The organism is Paractinoplanes aksuensis, from assembly GCF_024137025.1.
Taxonomy (GTDB): Bacteria; Actinomycetota; Actinomycetes; order Mycobacteriales; family Micromonosporaceae; genus Actinoplanes; species Actinoplanes aksuensis.
In genome coordinates this window covers 19,595-35,333 of sequence record NZ_JAMYJR010000063.1, presented here as the reverse complement: position 1 = coordinate 35,333, position 15,739 = coordinate 19,595, and the positions used below count along the sequence as shown (strand labels likewise).

Sequence of the window (15,739 nt, the reverse complement as noted above, 5' to 3'; positions counted from 1 at the left end):
GTCAGCAGCTCGGGCGGCAGACCGATCGCCGTCGGTCAGCGGCCGCCGAATCGCCGGTACAGGCGTGTAGTCCCGCAACCGCAGGTCATCGAGGTTCATCGGCCGCACTGCAGGAACCCGCGCAGGATCTCGGCCGTGCCCGGCGTGTACGGCCGCCCGTCGAACAGATCGGCCGGGTCGACGAACAGGATGTCGGCCCCCTCCCCGACCACGACGTCCTCGGGCCGGGCGCTGGTCGTACCGGAGAAGTAGTGCTTGGTCCGGCCGTGCTCGGGAACTTCCTGCACGGCGTACGGGATCAGGGGCCCATCGGGGCGCAGGCCGGTCTCCTCCAGAAGCTCGCGCACGGCGGCCTCCTCGACGCTCTCCCCCGGCTCGACATGCCCGCCGGGCAGCCCCCAGACGTTCGGCCAGTTCGGCGCGTGCTCGTCCCGCAACTGCAACAGCAGCCACCCCCGCGAATCAACCAGCAGCACACAGGAAAGAACGACGTGATCCATGCGCGTACGGTAACGCCGTGTCTTTCCCCTTGTACGAGCAGTCGCTGCTCGAATCGTGGCGGCTGCTCGCCTCGGCGGATCCGGGCGCACGGGTGGTCGAGGATCAGGACGCGGTCACCATGTCGCACTCCCATCCGTTGCTGCGCAATGCGATCCTGCGCTCCCCCGCCGGCCTGGCCCGCATCCGCGAGGTCTTCGGCGATCGGCACCACGCGTTGTGGGTGCGTCAGCCGGGCGCCGGGCTGGAGGCGGCCGGCTACGAGCGCGACGAGCACACCGTACCCATGGTGCTTGATCTGGACGGCTGGGCCGGGACACCGACAGTGCCGGTGCGGTCGGTCGCGCCGATCGAGGTGGCCCGGCACAGCGGGGTCGAGATCGCCATGCCGCCCGCCTACGGTTTCGCGACCGGGCAGTGGGAGTCGTGGGCCCTCACGATGATGACCGGCGCGGTCGCGAACATCTCGTTCGTCACCACCCGCGACGAGTTCCAGCGACGGGGTCTCGGCCGCGCGGTCATGACACACCTGCTGCTCGACGCCCAGCAGCGCGGCGCCCGCCACGCGGCCCTCCAGTCATCCCCGGCCGGAGTCCGGCTCTATCACGGTCTCGGCTTCCGAGACGTCGGACTGTGGCAGGAGTGGGTCCCAGCCGGCGGTGTTCCGGCCGGATGAGGCTGCGGCCGTCGAGTGTTAGGAGCCGTCGGCGCTCGACGGCACAGCCGCTAACCATCCTAGGAACCTAGTTCAAAGCCTGTGCCGCCGGCGCCGCGGCCGGTGTTGCTTCGGCACCGGCCGCGGTGGGAGCCGCTACCGGGGACCGGTGGCTTCGCGGATGGCGGACTCGATCTCGCGTACGCGGTCGGCCAGCAGGCCGACCGCGCCGACCGCGCGGACCATCGGGTCGTCGTCGGCGCCGCCCAGGGCCTGTTCGCGGCGGTACGCGGCCTTGACGTCCTCCCAGCGTGCGGCCTGCTCGGCCGACAGGCGGTCGCGCAGGGCGGCCAGCTTGAGCAGGTTGGCCTCGGCGCCGGCGGCCAGGGTCTGGGCCTCGCCCAGGTAGTGGTCGTCGATCACCGTTTCGAGCTCGTCCTCGTTCATGGCGGGGACGATTCGTTCGGCCAGCTTGTTCATGTTGCGGTACGAGCCCTGCAGGCGGAACGGGGGCTCGGTGCGGGCCGCGTCCGACTGGGCGGCCGAGGCGATGTACGCCTGGTTGTTGCGCAGCACCACCCGCTGGGCCCGCTTCATCTTGCTCAGCACCGACAGCACCTGCTCCAGTTCGGCCGCCGAGTACGGGTACGACAGCCGGTCGGCCCGCACCGAGTCGTCGCCGTCGGCCAGGCGCAGCAGCAGCGGCAGGTCGTCGCGGTCGCGGGCGGCCAGCGGGGCCAGGGTCGTGTTCGAGGTGAGCGCGTTCTCCAGATAGGACAGTTCGAACAGGTCCTCGCGCCCGTTCAGCACGTCGCCCAGGTTCCACACGTCGGCCCGGTTGGCCAGCATGTCCGGCACCCGGAAGCGGCGGCCCGTCTCGGTGTACGGGTTGCCGGCCATGCACACGGCGAAGCGCTTGCCCCGCAGGTCGTAGGTGCGGGTCCGCCCGTCCCAGACGCCTTCCATCCGGCGCTGGGCGTCGCACAGCGAGATGAACTTCTGCAGCAGCTCCGGGTTGGTGTGCTGGATGTCGTCCAGGTAGAGCAGCACGTTGTTGCCCATCTGGAGGGCGAACGAGATCTTCTCGACCTCCTGCCGGGCGGTGGCGTCGGGCGCGTCGGCCGGGTCGAGCGACGTCACCCCGTGCCCCAGCGCGGGCCCGTTGACCTTCACGAAGATCAGCCCGAGCCGGTCGGCCACGTACTCCATGAGCGTCGTCTTGCCGTAGCCGGGCGGCGAGATCAACAGCAGCAGGCCGGACTGGTCGGTGCGCTTGCCGTCGCCGGTCGCGCCGAGCTGCCGGGCCAGGTTGTCGCCGATCAGCGGCAGATACACCTCGTCGAGCAGGCGGTTGCGGACGAACGCGGTCATCACCCGCGGCTTGAACTCGTCCAGCCGCAGGCGGTCGCGCTCGGCCGCGGCCAGGGCGGCCCGCTGCTTCTGATAGGCGCGGTAGGCAGGCATCCTCTGTTCGCGGAGCTGCCGGGTCCGAGTCAAAAGATCGTCCAGCCGTACGGTCAACGACCCCTCGCTGATGCGCGGGTGCACACCGAGCAGCCCGGTCACCGTCTCGGTGAGCGAAGCCGACACGTCGTAGCGGGTCAGGTCGGCGGCGACCTCGATCGCCACCGCCTCGGTCACCTCGGACAGGTCCCCGGCATCCGGTTTGGCCGACTGGAACGCGGTCAGCCAGGCCTGAACCAGCTGCCGTCGAGCATCCAGATCGTCGTCCAGCGCGCGCACGTCGGCCGCGTACTGCCGACCGGCGGCTGATTGGGCACCGCCGAGCTCACGGTGGAAGCGGTCGAGCAGCGTCCGGGCGCCGGCACTGGTCGCGAACCCGTCGGGCGTCGCGGCCAGCTCCTCGATGAGGTATTCGCCGACGGTGCCGGTGGGCGCCGAGGCGGAGAAGTCGGCGGCGGCCCGCGCGATCTCGGCCCGTAACTCGTCGAGGGCCGAGCCGGCCGAGCCGAACATGTCCCGGACCCGTACGAGCGAAGCCGCCCGCAAAGCCCACTGCGTCCGTTGATCCGGCGAAGAACCGAAAGCCCAGAACAACTGCGCCGAAGCCCGTATGTCCGGCGGATACCGCAGCAGCCCGGCCCCGGCGTGCAGCCGTATCAGGGCGGCCAGGATCAGTGTGGCGTCGGCGTCGTGCACGCCCCGTTCGTAGCCCTCGTCGTAGCGAGCCTCGGCCCCACGCCGCACCAGGTCGCGCAGGGTGTCGTCGGCCAGCGCGGCCGGGTGGTCCGCGAAGATCGCCGCGGCCAGGTGCTCACCCCGGTAGACGAGCGCGTCCTCGGAGACCAGCGGCTGGTTCCAGAACGGCTTGGTGGCCCGGAAGGCCTCGTCGCGGACCGGCCCACGGTAGTCGGTGCCGGTGACCGCGAACGCCAGCTCGCCGTCGTGCGGCACCAGGGTCAGGTCGATCGCGGCGGTGTTGACGGCGAACGAGTGCCGGCCGAGCCGAATGGTGCGGCCGCCGTCGTCGTACAGGTCCTGCCGGTCGCGCAGCGAGCGCCCGGCGTCCTGCCGCGCGGCCTTGAGCTGCCCGTCGAGCTCCTCGGCGCGCACACTGTCGCCCAGCTCGCGCAGATCGTCGGTGAGCGAGCGCAGTTTGGCCACCATCGGGTCGGTGGCGAAGTACGTGTTGACCTGGTCGGCGTCGGTCAGCGTGCCGGTGCGGCGGCGCACGGTGTCGAGGATGCGGCGGGCCGAATCGGCCAGCCGGTCGGCCCGGCGGGCCTGCTCGTCCAGCAGCGCCTGACGGCGGCCCGAGATCGCCTCGTAGACCTCGGTCCGCTTGGCCGAGAGCTGCTCGGCGAAGTCGGCGAACTCCCCGAACCGCGTCTCCAGCGTCTCGATCTGGGCCATCAGCCGGGCCAGGTGCTCGTCGCACTTCTCCGGCGTGTCGGCGGCGGCCAGCGCACCGCTGACGGCCTGCCCGAACAGGGCGAACTCGGCAGCGAACTCGGCCCGGCCCTCGAGCGCGGCCAGCTCGCGGCGGCGGCCCTCGACAGTGGCCCGGGCCCGGTTCAGCCCGCCCATCACGGCGCCGAGGCGTTCCAGGATCCCGACCCGGGCCGTGGCGTCGGCGATGTCGAGCCCGCCGACGACCTCGGTGACCGCCTGCAGCCCGTCGAACTGCTCGGTGATGCGGGCCGTGACCGGCTCGGCCTCGGCCGTGGTGGCGATCGCGCCCGCCGCGGCGACGAGATCCTCCACCGTGGACTCGTAGTCGGCGAACGCGTCCGGCCGCTGCAGGTGCTCGACCGCGCGCCGGGCCGTCTCGTCGACGGCGGTGGCCAGACCCGCGTCCACGGTGTCGATCCGGGCCAGGTCGGCGTAGCGCAGCTCGCGCAGCCCGGCCAGGCGTCCCTGTTCCTGCCGCAGGCCGCCGAGCTGGGCCACCCAGCCGCCGGTGGTGGTCGGGTTCTCGGCCCGGGCCTTCCCGATCAGCGAGGCCGCGTTGCTCTCGGCCGCGGTCACCGCGTCGGCCGCCTGCGCGGTCAGCACCTGCACCGACTCGAACTCGTCGAGCACCTGCTCGGCCGTGGCCCGCACCTCGGCCAGCGGCTCGCCCAGGTTCTCGAGCTCGGGGTCGTTCAGCCAGTGGTAGCTGTCGGCGACCCGCGAGCAGGCCGCGATGATCGCCTCGAAGACCGGGCCCGACGGGCTCATCTCCTCGACCATGCGGTCCACGGCGAGGGCGTCGGCGATGCCGCGGACGAGGTCGGCGTTGCCGATCCGGTCGAGCGGGCCGTCACCGACCGGGCGGCCCGCGGCGTGCGTGTCGGACTCGTACGGGGTCTGCCAGACCTGCATCGGGTGCACGCGGGCCGGTTCGTCCGTCGTCGTGCGGAAGACGACCAGGATGCCGTCGTCGAACAGCGAGTAGCCGTGGCCGACGATCGGGGTCGCGACCTCTTTGCGGATCACGTTGTAGGGCAGCAGCAGATACCGGCCGGCAGCACGGGCGTGGAAGACGTACAGCACGTCCTCGCCGTTGACCGAGTGGATCGCGCGCTCGTACTCGAGGTCGGTGGTGTCGGCGTCGAACGTCTTGGCCACCCCGGTGGCCAGGTAGTAGCCGCCGGGGAAGATGATGCCCTGGTCGTCCGGCAGCCGGCGGCAGGCCTGGCCGATGCCGTCGAGCCGGCGTACGTCCTTGGTCCTGGTGTTGAAGACCAGATACCGGTAAACCGTTTCCTGGTACGGCAGCACGCGCAACAGAATCAGCGGACCGACCCGGGCGTACGAGATCTCGGCGTCGGCCAGGCTCTGCAGCGGCTCGTCGACCGGCTCGCTGAAGATGCCCTCGCCGTCCTCGGTGTTGTTCTCCACCTTGACGGTGAGGCTGCCGCCGACCGCCTCGACGAACACCTCGTCCCCGATCGACACGTGCGGGTGCCGGCCCAGCACGTGCTGCTCGCGCCCGGTGACGGTCCACTCGAAGTCGTGCTGGGGCGGGAACGTGTGGTCGCGCTCGCCCCGGTTGTCCTGATAGGACACCGTGCCGTCGGTGCCGACCTGCCAGCGCAGCACCTTGAGGTCGTCGCCCCGGGCGCCGGTCTGGAAGACGGCCAGCAGCAGGTTCTCGATGCGCCGCAGCTGCAGCAGCTTCGTCTGCTTGTAGTAGCGGTAGAGCTCGGCGAAGTCCCGCTCGAAGACCGGGTCGTCGAGCAGCCCGGGCAGCGTGGCCGGTTCGAACGACTGGCCGTTGAACCGGTGCACGGCGAAGACGTCGGAGACCGCGGTCTCGGTCTTGAGCCCGATGAACACGTTGTAGCCGAACAGCATGACGCCGCCGACCTGGGCGATGTCCCGCGGCACGCAGTTGTTCTCGGTGCGGATCCGGTCGGTGTGCAGCAACCGGGTCTGCTGCCCGCCGAAGGTCTCGATCCGGCGGGCGTTCAGGGTCTCCGCGCGGCCGGCCAGTTCGCGCGCACGCGCCCCGAGCCGGCCGCGCAGCACCTCGTAGGTGCCGGCGTCAATGGTTTCGGCAGTCACCGGGCGGCCGGGACCTTTCCGTCGGCGATACCCATCTTCTCGGCGGCGGCCAGCAGCTCACGGAGCTTGCCGGCATCCTGCCCGCCGTTCTTGATCTGCTGGGTCAGGAAGGCGGCCAGGCTGACGTTGGCCACGTCGCCCGTGGACACCGAACCGACCACGCGCCCGAGGTCGTCGGCGAAGTTCGCCGTCCCGTCCAGATAGCGCGAGCCGAGGCTCTGCGCCACCGACGAGTGCTCGACGAAGCCGTCGACGCTCTTGCCCAGCGTGATCGAGCCGATCAGCTTGTCGAAGAACACCGAGTCGCCGCCGACGATGTCGATGTCGGCCTTCTCGAGCCCGGCCGCCAGGACCATCGCCTGGGCCTCGGCGACCTCCTTGTGCACGTTGATGCCGGCCAGCCGGATCTCTTTCTCCATCTCGAGCCGCAGGCGGTACTCCTCGTGCTCGCGGGTGGCGTCGTCCAGCGCGGCCATCGCGCCCGCCTTCTCCTGCAGACCCTCGGCCTCGCCCTTCAGCTTCTCGCGGATGGCCTCGGCGACGACCAGCGCCTTCTCCCGCTCCACGGCGGCCTCGGCCCGCCCCGTCTTCTCGATCACCTCGGCGTTGCGCTCCCGCACCTGCACGTCGGCCAGACCGGCCGCGGCCGCCTCGGCCTGGGTGCCCTCGGCCAGCCGGATCTTGGACCGGGCGTCGAGCTCGGCCGCCTGCTGCCGGGCCTCGGCCAGCAGCACCTCCTCGCGTGCCTTGAACTTGGCCGCGGCCTCCGCCGCCTCCGCCGCCTTGATGTCCTTGACCAGGGACTCCTGGGCCTCGGCCTCGGCCTGGATGACGACGGCCTGGCGGGTGCGTTCGGCCTCCTCGACCGTACGCAAGCGCTTGATGTTCTCTTCCTGCTCGGCCACCGTCTTCTCGACCGCGATGCGCTCCCGGATCACCTCGGCCATCAACCGCTTCTCGGCCTCGACCTCTTTGTCCTTCGAGATCGTGGACAGCTCGGTCTCCCGGTCACGGCCGATCACCTCGAGCATCCGGTCCTTCTCGATGCGCTCGGTCTCGATGGCGATGACCCGCTCGCGGTTCTTCTCGGCCACCGCGATCTCGCGGCGCTTGTTCTCTTCCTGTACGCCGAGCTGCTGGTCGGTCTTGAGCCGGGCGCCCTCGGCCCGCAGCCGCTCCTCGGCGTGGGCCAGGGCGATCTCGGCCTCCTCGCGGGCCCGCATGGTCTCGATCTCGCGGCGCTGCTTGATCTCGGCGTCGGTCTGCCGGCGTTCCAGCTCGAGGATGGCCTCCCGCGCGTCCACGTTCTGGCGGGTGATCTCCTTCTCCTCGTTGCGCCGGAAGTCGTTCGTCTTCACGGCCTCGATCGCCGTCAGCTCGGTGATCTTCCGGATGCCCTGCGCGTCCAGGATGTTCTTGGGGTCGAGCGAGGCCATCGGCGTCTGCTCGAGGAAGTCGATCGCCGCGTCCTCCAGGCTGTAGCCGTTGAGGTCGGTGCCGATCACCTCGATGATCTGGTCGCGGAAGTCGTTGCGCCGGGTGTAGAGGTCGACGAAGTCGAGCTGCTTGCCGACCGTCTTGAGCGCCTCGGAGAACTTGGCGCTGAACAGTTCCTGCAGCGTCAGCTCGTTGCTGGCGCGGTCGGTGCCGATGGCCTGGGCCACCTTGATGACGTCCTCGGTGGTCTTGTTGACCCGCACGAAGAACGTGATCCGGATGTCGGCCCGGATGTTGTCCTTGCAGATCAGACCCTCGTGCCCGGTCCGGGTGATCTCGATGGTCTTGACCGAGATGTCCATCATCTCGGCCTTGTGCAGCACGGGCAGCACCACGGCGCCGGTGAACGTCACGTCGACGCGGCGCACCTTCGAGACGATGAGCGCCTTGCCCTGCTCGACCTTGCGGAACATACGGCTGATGAAGAACAGCACACCGATGGCCACGAGCAGCACCACGGCTGCGAGCACACCGAACCCGGTGGAGACAACGTCCATCAATGACCCCTCGTTGCGATATCGGTGGGAACGACCCAGAAGAACTCACCTTCGGGGTCGAAGTCGTAGAGAAGCGCCTCGGACCCGGCGCGCAGATCGTCGGAGCCGGCCTGGCGGACCTGGACGACCGCCGACGAGCCGTCCGCGGCGTGCACCTCGGCCTGACCGAAGGTGCTGGTCACCCGTCCGGTCCGGATGACGCAGGTGAGCCCCACGAAGTCGGCCCGCGACACGTCGGGCCCGTCGGGCAGCAGTTTGCGCAGGGGGATCACGAGAAGCCGGGCGAGCAGCCAGGCGACGGCGAGCGCGGCGATCAGCACGGCCCACAGCGGCACGGGCCCGTGGAACTCGCCGCCGGCCAGGCTGGCGAACCAGGCGAACACGATGACCAGCGACAGCGAGATCGGGGCAGGCACCCCACCGAGCCCGGCGAAGTGCAGCGGCCCGTGCTCACCGATCTCGGAGCCCGCGTCCGGGTCCGCGCCGCCGGCGATGACCACCAGCCAGTACAGGACGACCACGACGAGCAGCGGCGTGAACAGAACGGTCGGAAAACTCAACGCAGCGTCGACAAACCCGCCCATGCCCAGACGCCCCCGTCCTGTCACCGTGACCCCATGGTGACAGCCGGCGTCCACCCATGATCGCCGCACATTCTCACCGACGCGGGCCGGAGAAGGCGACCCTGCCTGCGCTTTCTTCGTCAAACCGTCATATCTCGGCCCGGCCGGCCCGCGCGGCGTAAGAAACCCGTAAGCGCCGGATGTCTGGCGGCCACGGCGATCGATCGGTTGACTCGAAATGTGATCCGCAGACTTCTCACCGGACCAGTGACCTGGGTTGCCGTCGCCGTGCTCGGCCTGGCCGGGGCCGGAGTCCTCTACTGGTTCGAGCCCTGGCGGTTGTTCACCAGCACCACCGTGACCGACTCCCTCGCCGTGCCGACCGCCGTGGCCGCGCAACCGTCAACGACGTCCGCCGCGCCGGCCGCGACCGTGCTCGCGCAGGGCTCCTTCGTCACGCACGAGCACGAAACCACCGGCACGGCCCGGCTGGTCCGCAACGCCGACGGCAGCCACCAGGTCGAACTGGTCGGGCTGGACACCAGTGACGGCCCCGACCTGCGCGTCTGGCTGACCGATCAGCCGGTGCTCCCGGGCCGGGACGGCTGGCGCGTGTTCGACGACGGCGAACACACCGAGCTCGGGCGGCTGAAAGGCAACCACGGCGACCAGGTCTATCGCCTCGGAGCCGGCCTCGACCCGGCCGACTACCGCAGTGTCAGCATCTGGTGCAAACGATTCTCCGTGTCGTTCGGCGCTGCGACTTTGACCTGAGGACACCGCCCACCTCAGGCCCGTAAGCCTTCGAGCAGGCCCGACAGGTCGGCCACCACGGCCTCCAGCGCTTCCGGCGCGTCCGCGATGTGTAACGCCGCCTCGTTCATCGCGCCCGACAGCAGGGCCGCGGTCGCCTCGACCGAGCGCACCCGCAGGACCCCCGCGGCTGTCAGCGCCGCGATGGCCTCGACCAGGTGGCGGCCCGACGCGTCGCCGTCCTGGGCCCGCCAGGTGCTCCAGTCCAGGACGGCCGGCGCGTCGATCAGCAGGATCCGCCGGTTCTCGGCGGCCACGGCGGCGACCAGGAACGCGCGGCAGCCCGCGAGCAGCCCCTGCCACTCGTCCGGCGCCGCCTCGGCCGCCTGCTCGACCCGATCGGCGACCCGCTGCTGCACGGCCGCGGTGACCGCCCGGAACAGCCCCTGTTTGCTGCCGTAGTGGTGATAAACCGCGCCCCGGGTCACCGCGGCCGTGGCCGCCACCTCCTCGAGACCGACCGCCGCGTACCCCCGATCGGCGAACAGCCCCGTCGCCACCTCGAGGATCCGCTGCCCGGTGATTTCGCTCTGTTCCCTGGTCGCCCGCGCCACGCTCTTCACTTTACATACGCGCTGTAGGTATAGTCGCTATACATACACGCTGTATCTAAGAGGAGGATCCGTGAAGCTGACCAGCAACTACCCCGTGCTCATGACCCGCGACGTGCCCGGCGTGGCCGCCTTCTATCAGCAGCACCTCGGCTTCGAGCCCACCTTCACGGCCGACTGGTACGTGAGCCTGCGCCGCGACCGCTGGGAACTGGCCGTGCTCGACTGCACCCACGAGACCATCCCCGCCGCCCACCGCGGCCGAGCGACCACCGCGGTGCTGCTCAACTTCGAGGTCGACGACGTCGACGCCGAATACCACCGCCTGGTCACCGAGGGCGGGCTGACGGTGGCGCTGGACATCCGCACCGAGGACTTCGGTCAGCGCCACTTCATCCTCGAAGCTCCCGACGGCGTCCTCCTCGACATCATCACCGACACCGAACCCACCGACGAGTACGCCGCCCAGTACGACGCCGGCCCGGTCGCCTGACCCGGGTCCGGAGTGCGGGTCAGGTGCGATCTGCGTGAGGCGACCTTCGAAGGCCACCGGCCCACTGCCGGCCCGGGAGGGGCTCCTACCAGGCGCGTTCGGCTGCTCGGACTTCGTTGCTGGTGATGGCTGTGCGTAGCTCGGTGTGGTCGGTCCGGGTCTGGGCGGCGTAGGCGCGGGCGTACTGGAGGATGCCGTGCCGGAAGGCGGGGCCCCGGCCGATGTAGCCGGTGATGGCGGCGGGGTCGCCGCTGCGGGCGTGGGACTTGGCCAGAGCGTGGCCGCACGCGGCGGCGAACTGAGGCAGGTAGCCCGCGATCTGCTGGCCGCTGGGGATAATTTTCATGTCGCGGAACTGGCGTACGTAGTAGTCGTGGCCGTGCACGCGCATGTGGCCCAGGAAGATGTCGCTGGCCGACTGCATCAGGCGTTGGCCGACGATGACGCGTTCGCCGTGGTTGGTGAACTCGCTGGGACCCAGGAACTCCTCGTAGACCGACGCGGTTGCCTGTTTCGCCTGCGAGAAAACGGGCTGGCGGCCGCTGTCGCCCTCCAGCAGGTGCAGCCAGACGCGCATGCCTACGCTGCCCACGCCGATGATCTGGCGGACCGAGTCGACCCGCCGGAAACGGTGGACCAGGCGGCGCAGGTGGGGCGAGATCGAGGTCAGATAAGTGTCGTAGAACTCCTCGTAGCCTTGTACCCGCTGGTCGAGGGTCATGCCCTCGTCGAGCCGCTTCATCGGGTCCAGCGAGATGTGGCGCCGGCCGCCCTCCTCGGAGACCAGTTGGCGGGCCGTTCCGTGGTGGGTCCGTTTCCTGGCCTGCTTCTCGACGGTGCGGGCGGCGGCCTCGGCGAATTCCGACGTCAAGCCCCGCAGCGGCACGTCGGAGGTGATCCGGTCGTACCAGATGTCCAGCTCACCCAAGCCGGCGTATTTCCGCATCGCCTGGCTGTAGGTTTCGACCGCTGCGGTGGCCGCGTCCTCGGCGCATCGGTTGCCCAGATGTTCCGCGGCTGCGAGCACATAGATGCTGGTCGTCAGGCGTTTCAGGTCCCACTCGAAGGGGCCGGGCAGGGTTTCGTCGAAGTCGCGGGCGTCGAAGAGCAACTGCCGTTCGGGTGACGCCCACAACCCGAAGTTGAGGATGTGGGCGTCACCGCACATCTGCACCGTCAGACCCGAATGGGGCGCCGTCGCCAGATCGGCGGCCATCACTGCGGCTGCACCGCGCAGGTAGGTCCACGGTGAGGCCGCCATCCGGGCATACCGCAACGGCAGAAGCTCCGGATCGCGTACGGCTTCCTGGGCCCGCAGCCGGTCGAGCGCCCGCATCTGACGGCGGCTGGGGTCCCAGATCCCCGCCGCCCGGCGCGGGGCCTGCCGGCGCGCACGGCGGCCGTCGCTCGCATCGGCGGTCACGGTCCCCGACGAGCGGTCGCGGACAACTGATTCGCTCGTCACGATCGCGCCGCCTTCTTCCGGGATCCGAGTGACACGAACTCCTCGCGCAGCACCGGCCCGGCCTCCTCGCCGGCCGGCTCCGGAGCAGAACTCGTCAGCACGACCGTCGCGGCTGTGGTCGGCGCAACCGCCGAAGCGGCAGTCGGTTTGTCTTCGATGCCGCCGGCGTAAGTCGAGAGAACGACCCCGGCCAGCAGGACGAAGTCGATGCGGGAGCGGAACATGCCCCCATCAGAAACTGTGTGCTGACCACACAGTCAAGGTCACCGGACGACGCCCGGCATCGGGTGCGGAACCGCTCCCTCCTCGACCTCTTCCATGAAGAACCGCGACTCGACGATCTCGTCGCCGCGCACCTTGATGATGATCACGCCGCGCAGGTCGGCCGCCCCCGGCCGTACGTAATGGAACTCGCCCCAGAACTCGTCCGCCGATTCGACCGATCCGGTCACCGCGATCCGAATGTCCGGGAACTGCGCGAAGATGAATTCCCAGTTCTTTCGTACATTTTGCGGGCCGTCGAACGAGCGGGCCGGGTGGGCCGGCCACACGCTGGTGAAGTCCGAAGCGAACGTCGCGGCGATCGCGTCCAGGTCGTGGGCGTTGATGGCGTCGACGAGCCGGCCGACCACAGGGAATGTCATGGGACCCGAACGTACAACCCCGAGGCCATGTTGCGGGAACATGGCCCGCGGGTGCCGCTGCGTGAAAGCCAGGTGCTGCATCGGCATGCGCCAGGTGTTGAACAGATCGGTGCCGCGCCGCCCGCCGCCGTGGTCGGGCTCGCGGGGCACGCCCAGGGCGTCGTGAATGCCCGAAAGCACTCTTCACCTGCGGAAATGTTGCGGCCGAAGGCAGACCTGGCCGATCATTCGATCATGATCACCAGCGTGCGGGTCCGGGTGTTCGGCGGGCTGCGGCTGTGGCGCGACGGGGGCGAGGTCGAGCTGGGATCGCCGCGGCAGCGGGCCGTGCTGGCCGTGCTGCTGGCGGCGCGGGGAGCCGTGGTGAGCACGTCCGAGCTGGTCGACACGCTGTGGGGTGAGCGGCCCCCGGCCAGCGCGGTGAATCAGGTGCAGCGGCTGATCGGGCAGGTCCGCCGGCTGTTCGAGCCCGGCCTGCCCAACCGGGAGTACGGCGAGTGGGTCAAGCCGCTCGGCGACGGCTACCGGCTGCACCAGGATCCGCGGGTCAGCGATCTGGCCGCGTTCTTCGCGCTACTGGCGGCGGCGCGGGCCGGCGACCGGGCGCAGGCCACCCAGATGTACGAACAGGCGTTGCGGCTGGCCCACGACCCGCCGTTCGGCGAGTTGCCGCCGGCCCTGGCCGCGCTGCCCGTTTTCCAGGCGATCGAGGCCGCGCGCGCTCAGGCGGCGGTCGAGGCGGCCGATCTGCAGGCGCCGCACCTGCTCCCCCTGCTTGAGACCTACGCCGCGGCGACGCCCCTGCACGAGCCACTACAGGCCCGGGTCATCCGGCTGCTGACCGTGTCCGGGCGCCGGGCCGAAGCGCTGGCCCACTTCGAGACGGTACGACGGAAGCTGGCCGACGACCTCGGCGCCGACCCGGGGATCGAACTGCGAGCGGCCCACCTCGACGCTGTGGCCGACCCTGAGGAGCCCGCAGCCGCGGCCACCCGGCCCGCTCAGCTGCCGCTACGGGTGGCCGCCTTCAGCTCCCGGGAAGACCTGATGACCGCGATGGCGGCCGGACGCGGGTCGTCCGTCATCGTGCTCAGCGGCATGGGCGGCTCCGGCAAGACCGCCCTGGCCGTCGACTGGGCCCACCGGATCGCCGTCGACTACCCGGACGGGCAGCTCTACCTCGACCTGCGCGGCTTCGATCCGGACGGGCGGCAGCTGAGCCCGCGCGAGGCCCTGGCCGCCCTGCTGCTGTCGATGGGCGCCCCACCGAGCGCCAGCGACGACCCGGAGGCGCTGGCTCGCCAGTTCCGGTCGCTGCTGGCCGACCGGCGCATGCTCGTTCTGCTGGACAACGCCCGCGACTCGGCCCAGGTCCGCCCGCTGCTGCCCGCCGCCCCGGGCTGCCTGGTCGTAGTCACCAGCCGCAACCGGATGCCGAGCCTGGTGGCCCGGGCCGGCGCCTGGCCCGTGCACGTCGACCGGCTCAGCCACCACGCATCCAAAGACCTGCTCAAGCTGCGGCTCGGTGCGGACCGGCTGGCCGCCGAGCCGGTGGCCGCGGACCGGCTCGTCCGGCTCTGCGCCGGGCTGCCGCTGGCGCTGTCGATCGCGGCGGCCCGGATCGCGGTCAGCCCGGAACTCAGCCTGGGCGACGTGGCGACCGAGCTGGACTCGGCCGGACGCCGGCTCGACGGACTGGCCACGGGCGAGCAGAACGACGACGTCCGGTCCGCCCTGTCGTGGTCGTACGCCATCCTGACCCCGCCGGCGGCCCGGCTGTTCCGGCTGCTCGCCGTGCACCCGGCGGCGCAGATGTCGACCGGCGCGGCGAGCAGCATCGCGGGCGCCGAGGTGCGGGCACAGATGACCGAACTGGTCACGGCCAACATGATCACCCAACTCGGTGAGGGCCGGCACACGGTGCACGACCTGTTGCACGCGTACGCCGCTGAACTGCTCGAAGAGGACCAGGCCGACCGGCACGCGGCGGAACGCCGGCTGGTCGGCCATTACCTGCACTCCACGCGCAACGGATACCTGGCCTTCCGGCTGCGGCCACCCGTGGAGCTCGATCCGGCCCCGGAGGGCGTGTTCGCCCTCCAGCCGCCGGGGGTCGCCGCGGCGCTGGACTGGTACGGCCGGGAACGCCTGGCCGTCGCGGGCGCGGCCGACCTCGCCCTGGATCGGGGCTGGGTCCGGGAGGCCGCCCTGATCCACCTGCACCTGCGGCCGATCCGATCGGCCCGGCTCGAACGGACGGCCGACGACCACCGCCGCGGGCAACGCATCTTGCACGAGGTCGAGCAGCGCGACGACCCCGAGCTGGAATCCCTGATGCTGCGCGACCTGGCCAACGACCTGACCAACGTCGACCCCGACCGGGCCCTCCGGTACCTGTTCCGGGCCCTCGCCATAGCGGAGCAGCGCGGCGACCTCATCCTTCAGGCCCACGTCCTGCGGATCCTGGCCACGCCGCCGGTGACGAGATTCGGGCCGGACCGCCACTGCGACTACGCGGAGCGCTCGGTGGCGGCGGCCCGGCAGGCCGGGGATCCCAGCGTGCTCGCCTATGCGCTGAACGTGCAGTCGATCACCTTGGACGAGTCCGGACGCCTGGCCGAGAGCGCGGTGGTCGCCGCCGAGGCCTACGACGTGGCCGACGCGGCCGGCATGACCGAGTTCCAGGTCGCCGTGGCCCTGCAACGGTCTTCGATCGCCCACGACACGGGCGACGACCCGGGCGCGGTCGAGATGGCGGAATGGGCGCTGGCGCATTCGTCGCCCGGCAACGCCTACGCCTTGCACACGGCGAGCTGGCTGCTGGCCCGGTCGTACCACAGCCTCGGGGACGTGGCCCGGGCCCGCACCGCGGCTCATCTCTATCTGGAACTGGGGCAACGGCACGAGACGACGCTGCTGGAGTACTTCGGCCCCGAGAAGCTGGCGAGCGAGCGGGCCGACATCGACCACGTTCTCGCAGTGCGGGCAGGCGCGGCCGGCTTGCAGTGATCGTGCACTGACCTTTGTTGTGCTCAGGCCCTCGTCACGAAGAG

General features: G+C 70.6%; 12 protein-coding genes. 4 read left to right on the top strand and 8 right to left on the bottom strand.

Annotated features, from left to right (window positions below):
- Window positions 1-95 precede the first annotated feature (95 nt).
- A complete protein-coding gene (locus M1L60_RS47480) occupies window positions 96-500 on the bottom strand; it encodes an NUDIX hydrolase (protein ID WP_256518687.1) in 405 nt (134 codons plus the stop codon).
- A gap of 17 nt (window positions 501-517) precedes the next feature.
- Here M1L60_RS47480 and M1L60_RS48180 point away from each other — a divergent pair, with 17 nt between their 5' ends.
- Window positions 518-1,174, top strand: coding sequence for a GNAT family N-acetyltransferase (locus tag M1L60_RS48180; protein ID WP_253243729.1), 657 nt, complete (start codon window positions 518-520; stop codon window positions 1,172-1,174).
- Window positions 1,175-1,309: 135 nt separating this feature from the next.
- Here the strand turns inward: M1L60_RS48180 and M1L60_RS44825 are convergent, their stop codons facing one another.
- The 3 genes from M1L60_RS44825 to M1L60_RS44815 are packed head-to-tail and all read right to left on the bottom strand — an operon-like array spanning window position 1,310 to window position 8,765.
- A complete protein-coding gene (locus tag M1L60_RS44825; protein WP_253243728.1) occupies window positions 1,310-6,163 on the bottom strand; it encodes a DNA repair ATPase in 4,854 nt (1,617 codons plus the stop codon).
- Window positions 6,160-8,157, bottom strand: a complete 1,998-nt coding sequence (locus tag M1L60_RS44820) for a flotillin family protein (RefSeq protein WP_253243727.1) — start codon at window positions 8,155-8,157, stop codon at window positions 6,160-6,162. The genes M1L60_RS44825 and M1L60_RS44820 overlap by 4 nt, the downstream gene beginning before the upstream one ends.
- Window positions 8,157-8,765, bottom strand: coding sequence for a hypothetical protein (locus M1L60_RS44815; RefSeq protein ID WP_253243726.1), 609 nt, complete (start codon window positions 8,763-8,765; stop codon window positions 8,157-8,159). Before M1L60_RS44815 ends, M1L60_RS44820 begins: the two co-directional genes overlap by 1 nt.
- A 195-nt stretch (window positions 8,766-8,960) precedes the next feature.
- On the opposite strand from M1L60_RS44815, the gene M1L60_RS44810 reads away from it, so the two are divergent.
- The gene (locus tag M1L60_RS44810) at window positions 8,961-9,494 is read left to right on the top strand and encodes a DM13 domain-containing protein (protein ID WP_253243725.1); all 534 of its coding nucleotides are present in this window, start codon (window positions 8,961-8,963) and stop codon (window positions 9,492-9,494) included.
- A 14-nt stretch (window positions 9,495-9,508) separates the two neighbouring features.
- On the opposite strand, the gene M1L60_RS44805 is transcribed toward M1L60_RS44810, so the two are convergent.
- On the bottom strand, window positions 9,509-10,087 hold the full coding sequence (locus M1L60_RS44805; protein WP_253243724.1) for a TetR family C-terminal domain-containing protein: 579 nt from the start codon (window positions 10,085-10,087) through the stop codon (window positions 9,509-9,511).
- A gap of 70 nt (window positions 10,088-10,157) precedes the next feature.
- On the opposite strand from M1L60_RS44805, the gene M1L60_RS44800 reads away from it, so the two are divergent.
- Complete coding sequence (locus tag M1L60_RS44800) at window positions 10,158-10,577, top strand: VOC family protein (RefSeq protein WP_253243723.1); 420 nt, start codon at window positions 10,158-10,160, stop codon at window positions 10,575-10,577.
- An 85-nt stretch (window positions 10,578-10,662) separates the two neighbouring features.
- Here M1L60_RS44800 and M1L60_RS44795 read toward each other — a convergent pair whose 3' ends face one another.
- The 3 genes from M1L60_RS44795 to M1L60_RS44785 are packed head-to-tail and all read right to left on the bottom strand — an operon-like array spanning window position 10,663 to window position 12,686.
- Complete coding sequence (locus M1L60_RS44795; protein WP_253243722.1) at window positions 10,663-12,042, bottom strand: DUF2252 domain-containing protein; 1,380 nt, start codon at window positions 12,040-12,042, stop codon at window positions 10,663-10,665.
- On the bottom strand, window positions 12,039-12,266 hold the full coding sequence (locus M1L60_RS44790) for a hypothetical protein (RefSeq protein WP_253243721.1): 228 nt from the start codon (window positions 12,264-12,266) through the stop codon (window positions 12,039-12,041). The genes M1L60_RS44795 and M1L60_RS44790 overlap by 4 nt, the downstream gene beginning before the upstream one ends.
- Before the next feature lie 39 nt (window positions 12,267-12,305).
- Window positions 12,306-12,686: a nuclear transport factor 2 family protein gene (locus tag M1L60_RS44785; protein ID WP_253243720.1), complete on the bottom strand. Its 381-nt coding sequence runs from the start codon at window positions 12,684-12,686 to the stop codon at window positions 12,306-12,308.
- A gap of 234 nt (window positions 12,687-12,920) precedes the next feature.
- Between M1L60_RS44785 and M1L60_RS44780 the strand changes: the two genes are divergently transcribed.
- Window positions 12,921-15,695 carry an AfsR/SARP family transcriptional regulator gene (locus M1L60_RS44780; protein ID WP_253243719.1) on the top strand — a complete coding sequence of 925 codons (2,775 nt, stop codon included), beginning with the start codon at window positions 12,921-12,923 and terminating at the stop codon, window positions 15,693-15,695.
- The last annotated feature ends 44 nt before the right edge of the window (window positions 15,696-15,739 follow it).

Excerpts from the sequence above, each read along its gene's own strand:
- M1L60_RS44785 (WP_253243720.1), bottom strand. The coding sequence starts at position 12,686 with ATGACATTCCCTGTGGTCGGCCGGCTCGTCGACGCCATCAACGCCCAC.
- M1L60_RS44790 (WP_253243721.1), bottom strand. The coding sequence starts at position 12,266 with ATGTTCCGCTCCCGCATCGACTTCGTCCTGCTGGCCGGGGTCGTTCTC.
- M1L60_RS47480 (WP_256518687.1), bottom strand. The coding sequence starts at position 500 with ATGGATCACGTCGTTCTTTCCTGTGTGCTGCTGGTTGATTCGCGGGGG.
- M1L60_RS44820 (WP_253243727.1), bottom strand. The coding sequence starts at position 8,157 with ATGGACGTTGTCTCCACCGGGTTCGGTGTGCTCGCAGCCGTGGTGCTG.
- M1L60_RS44780 (WP_253243719.1), top strand. The coding sequence starts at position 12,921 with ATGATCACCAGCGTGCGGGTCCGGGTGTTCGGCGGGCTGCGGCTGTGG.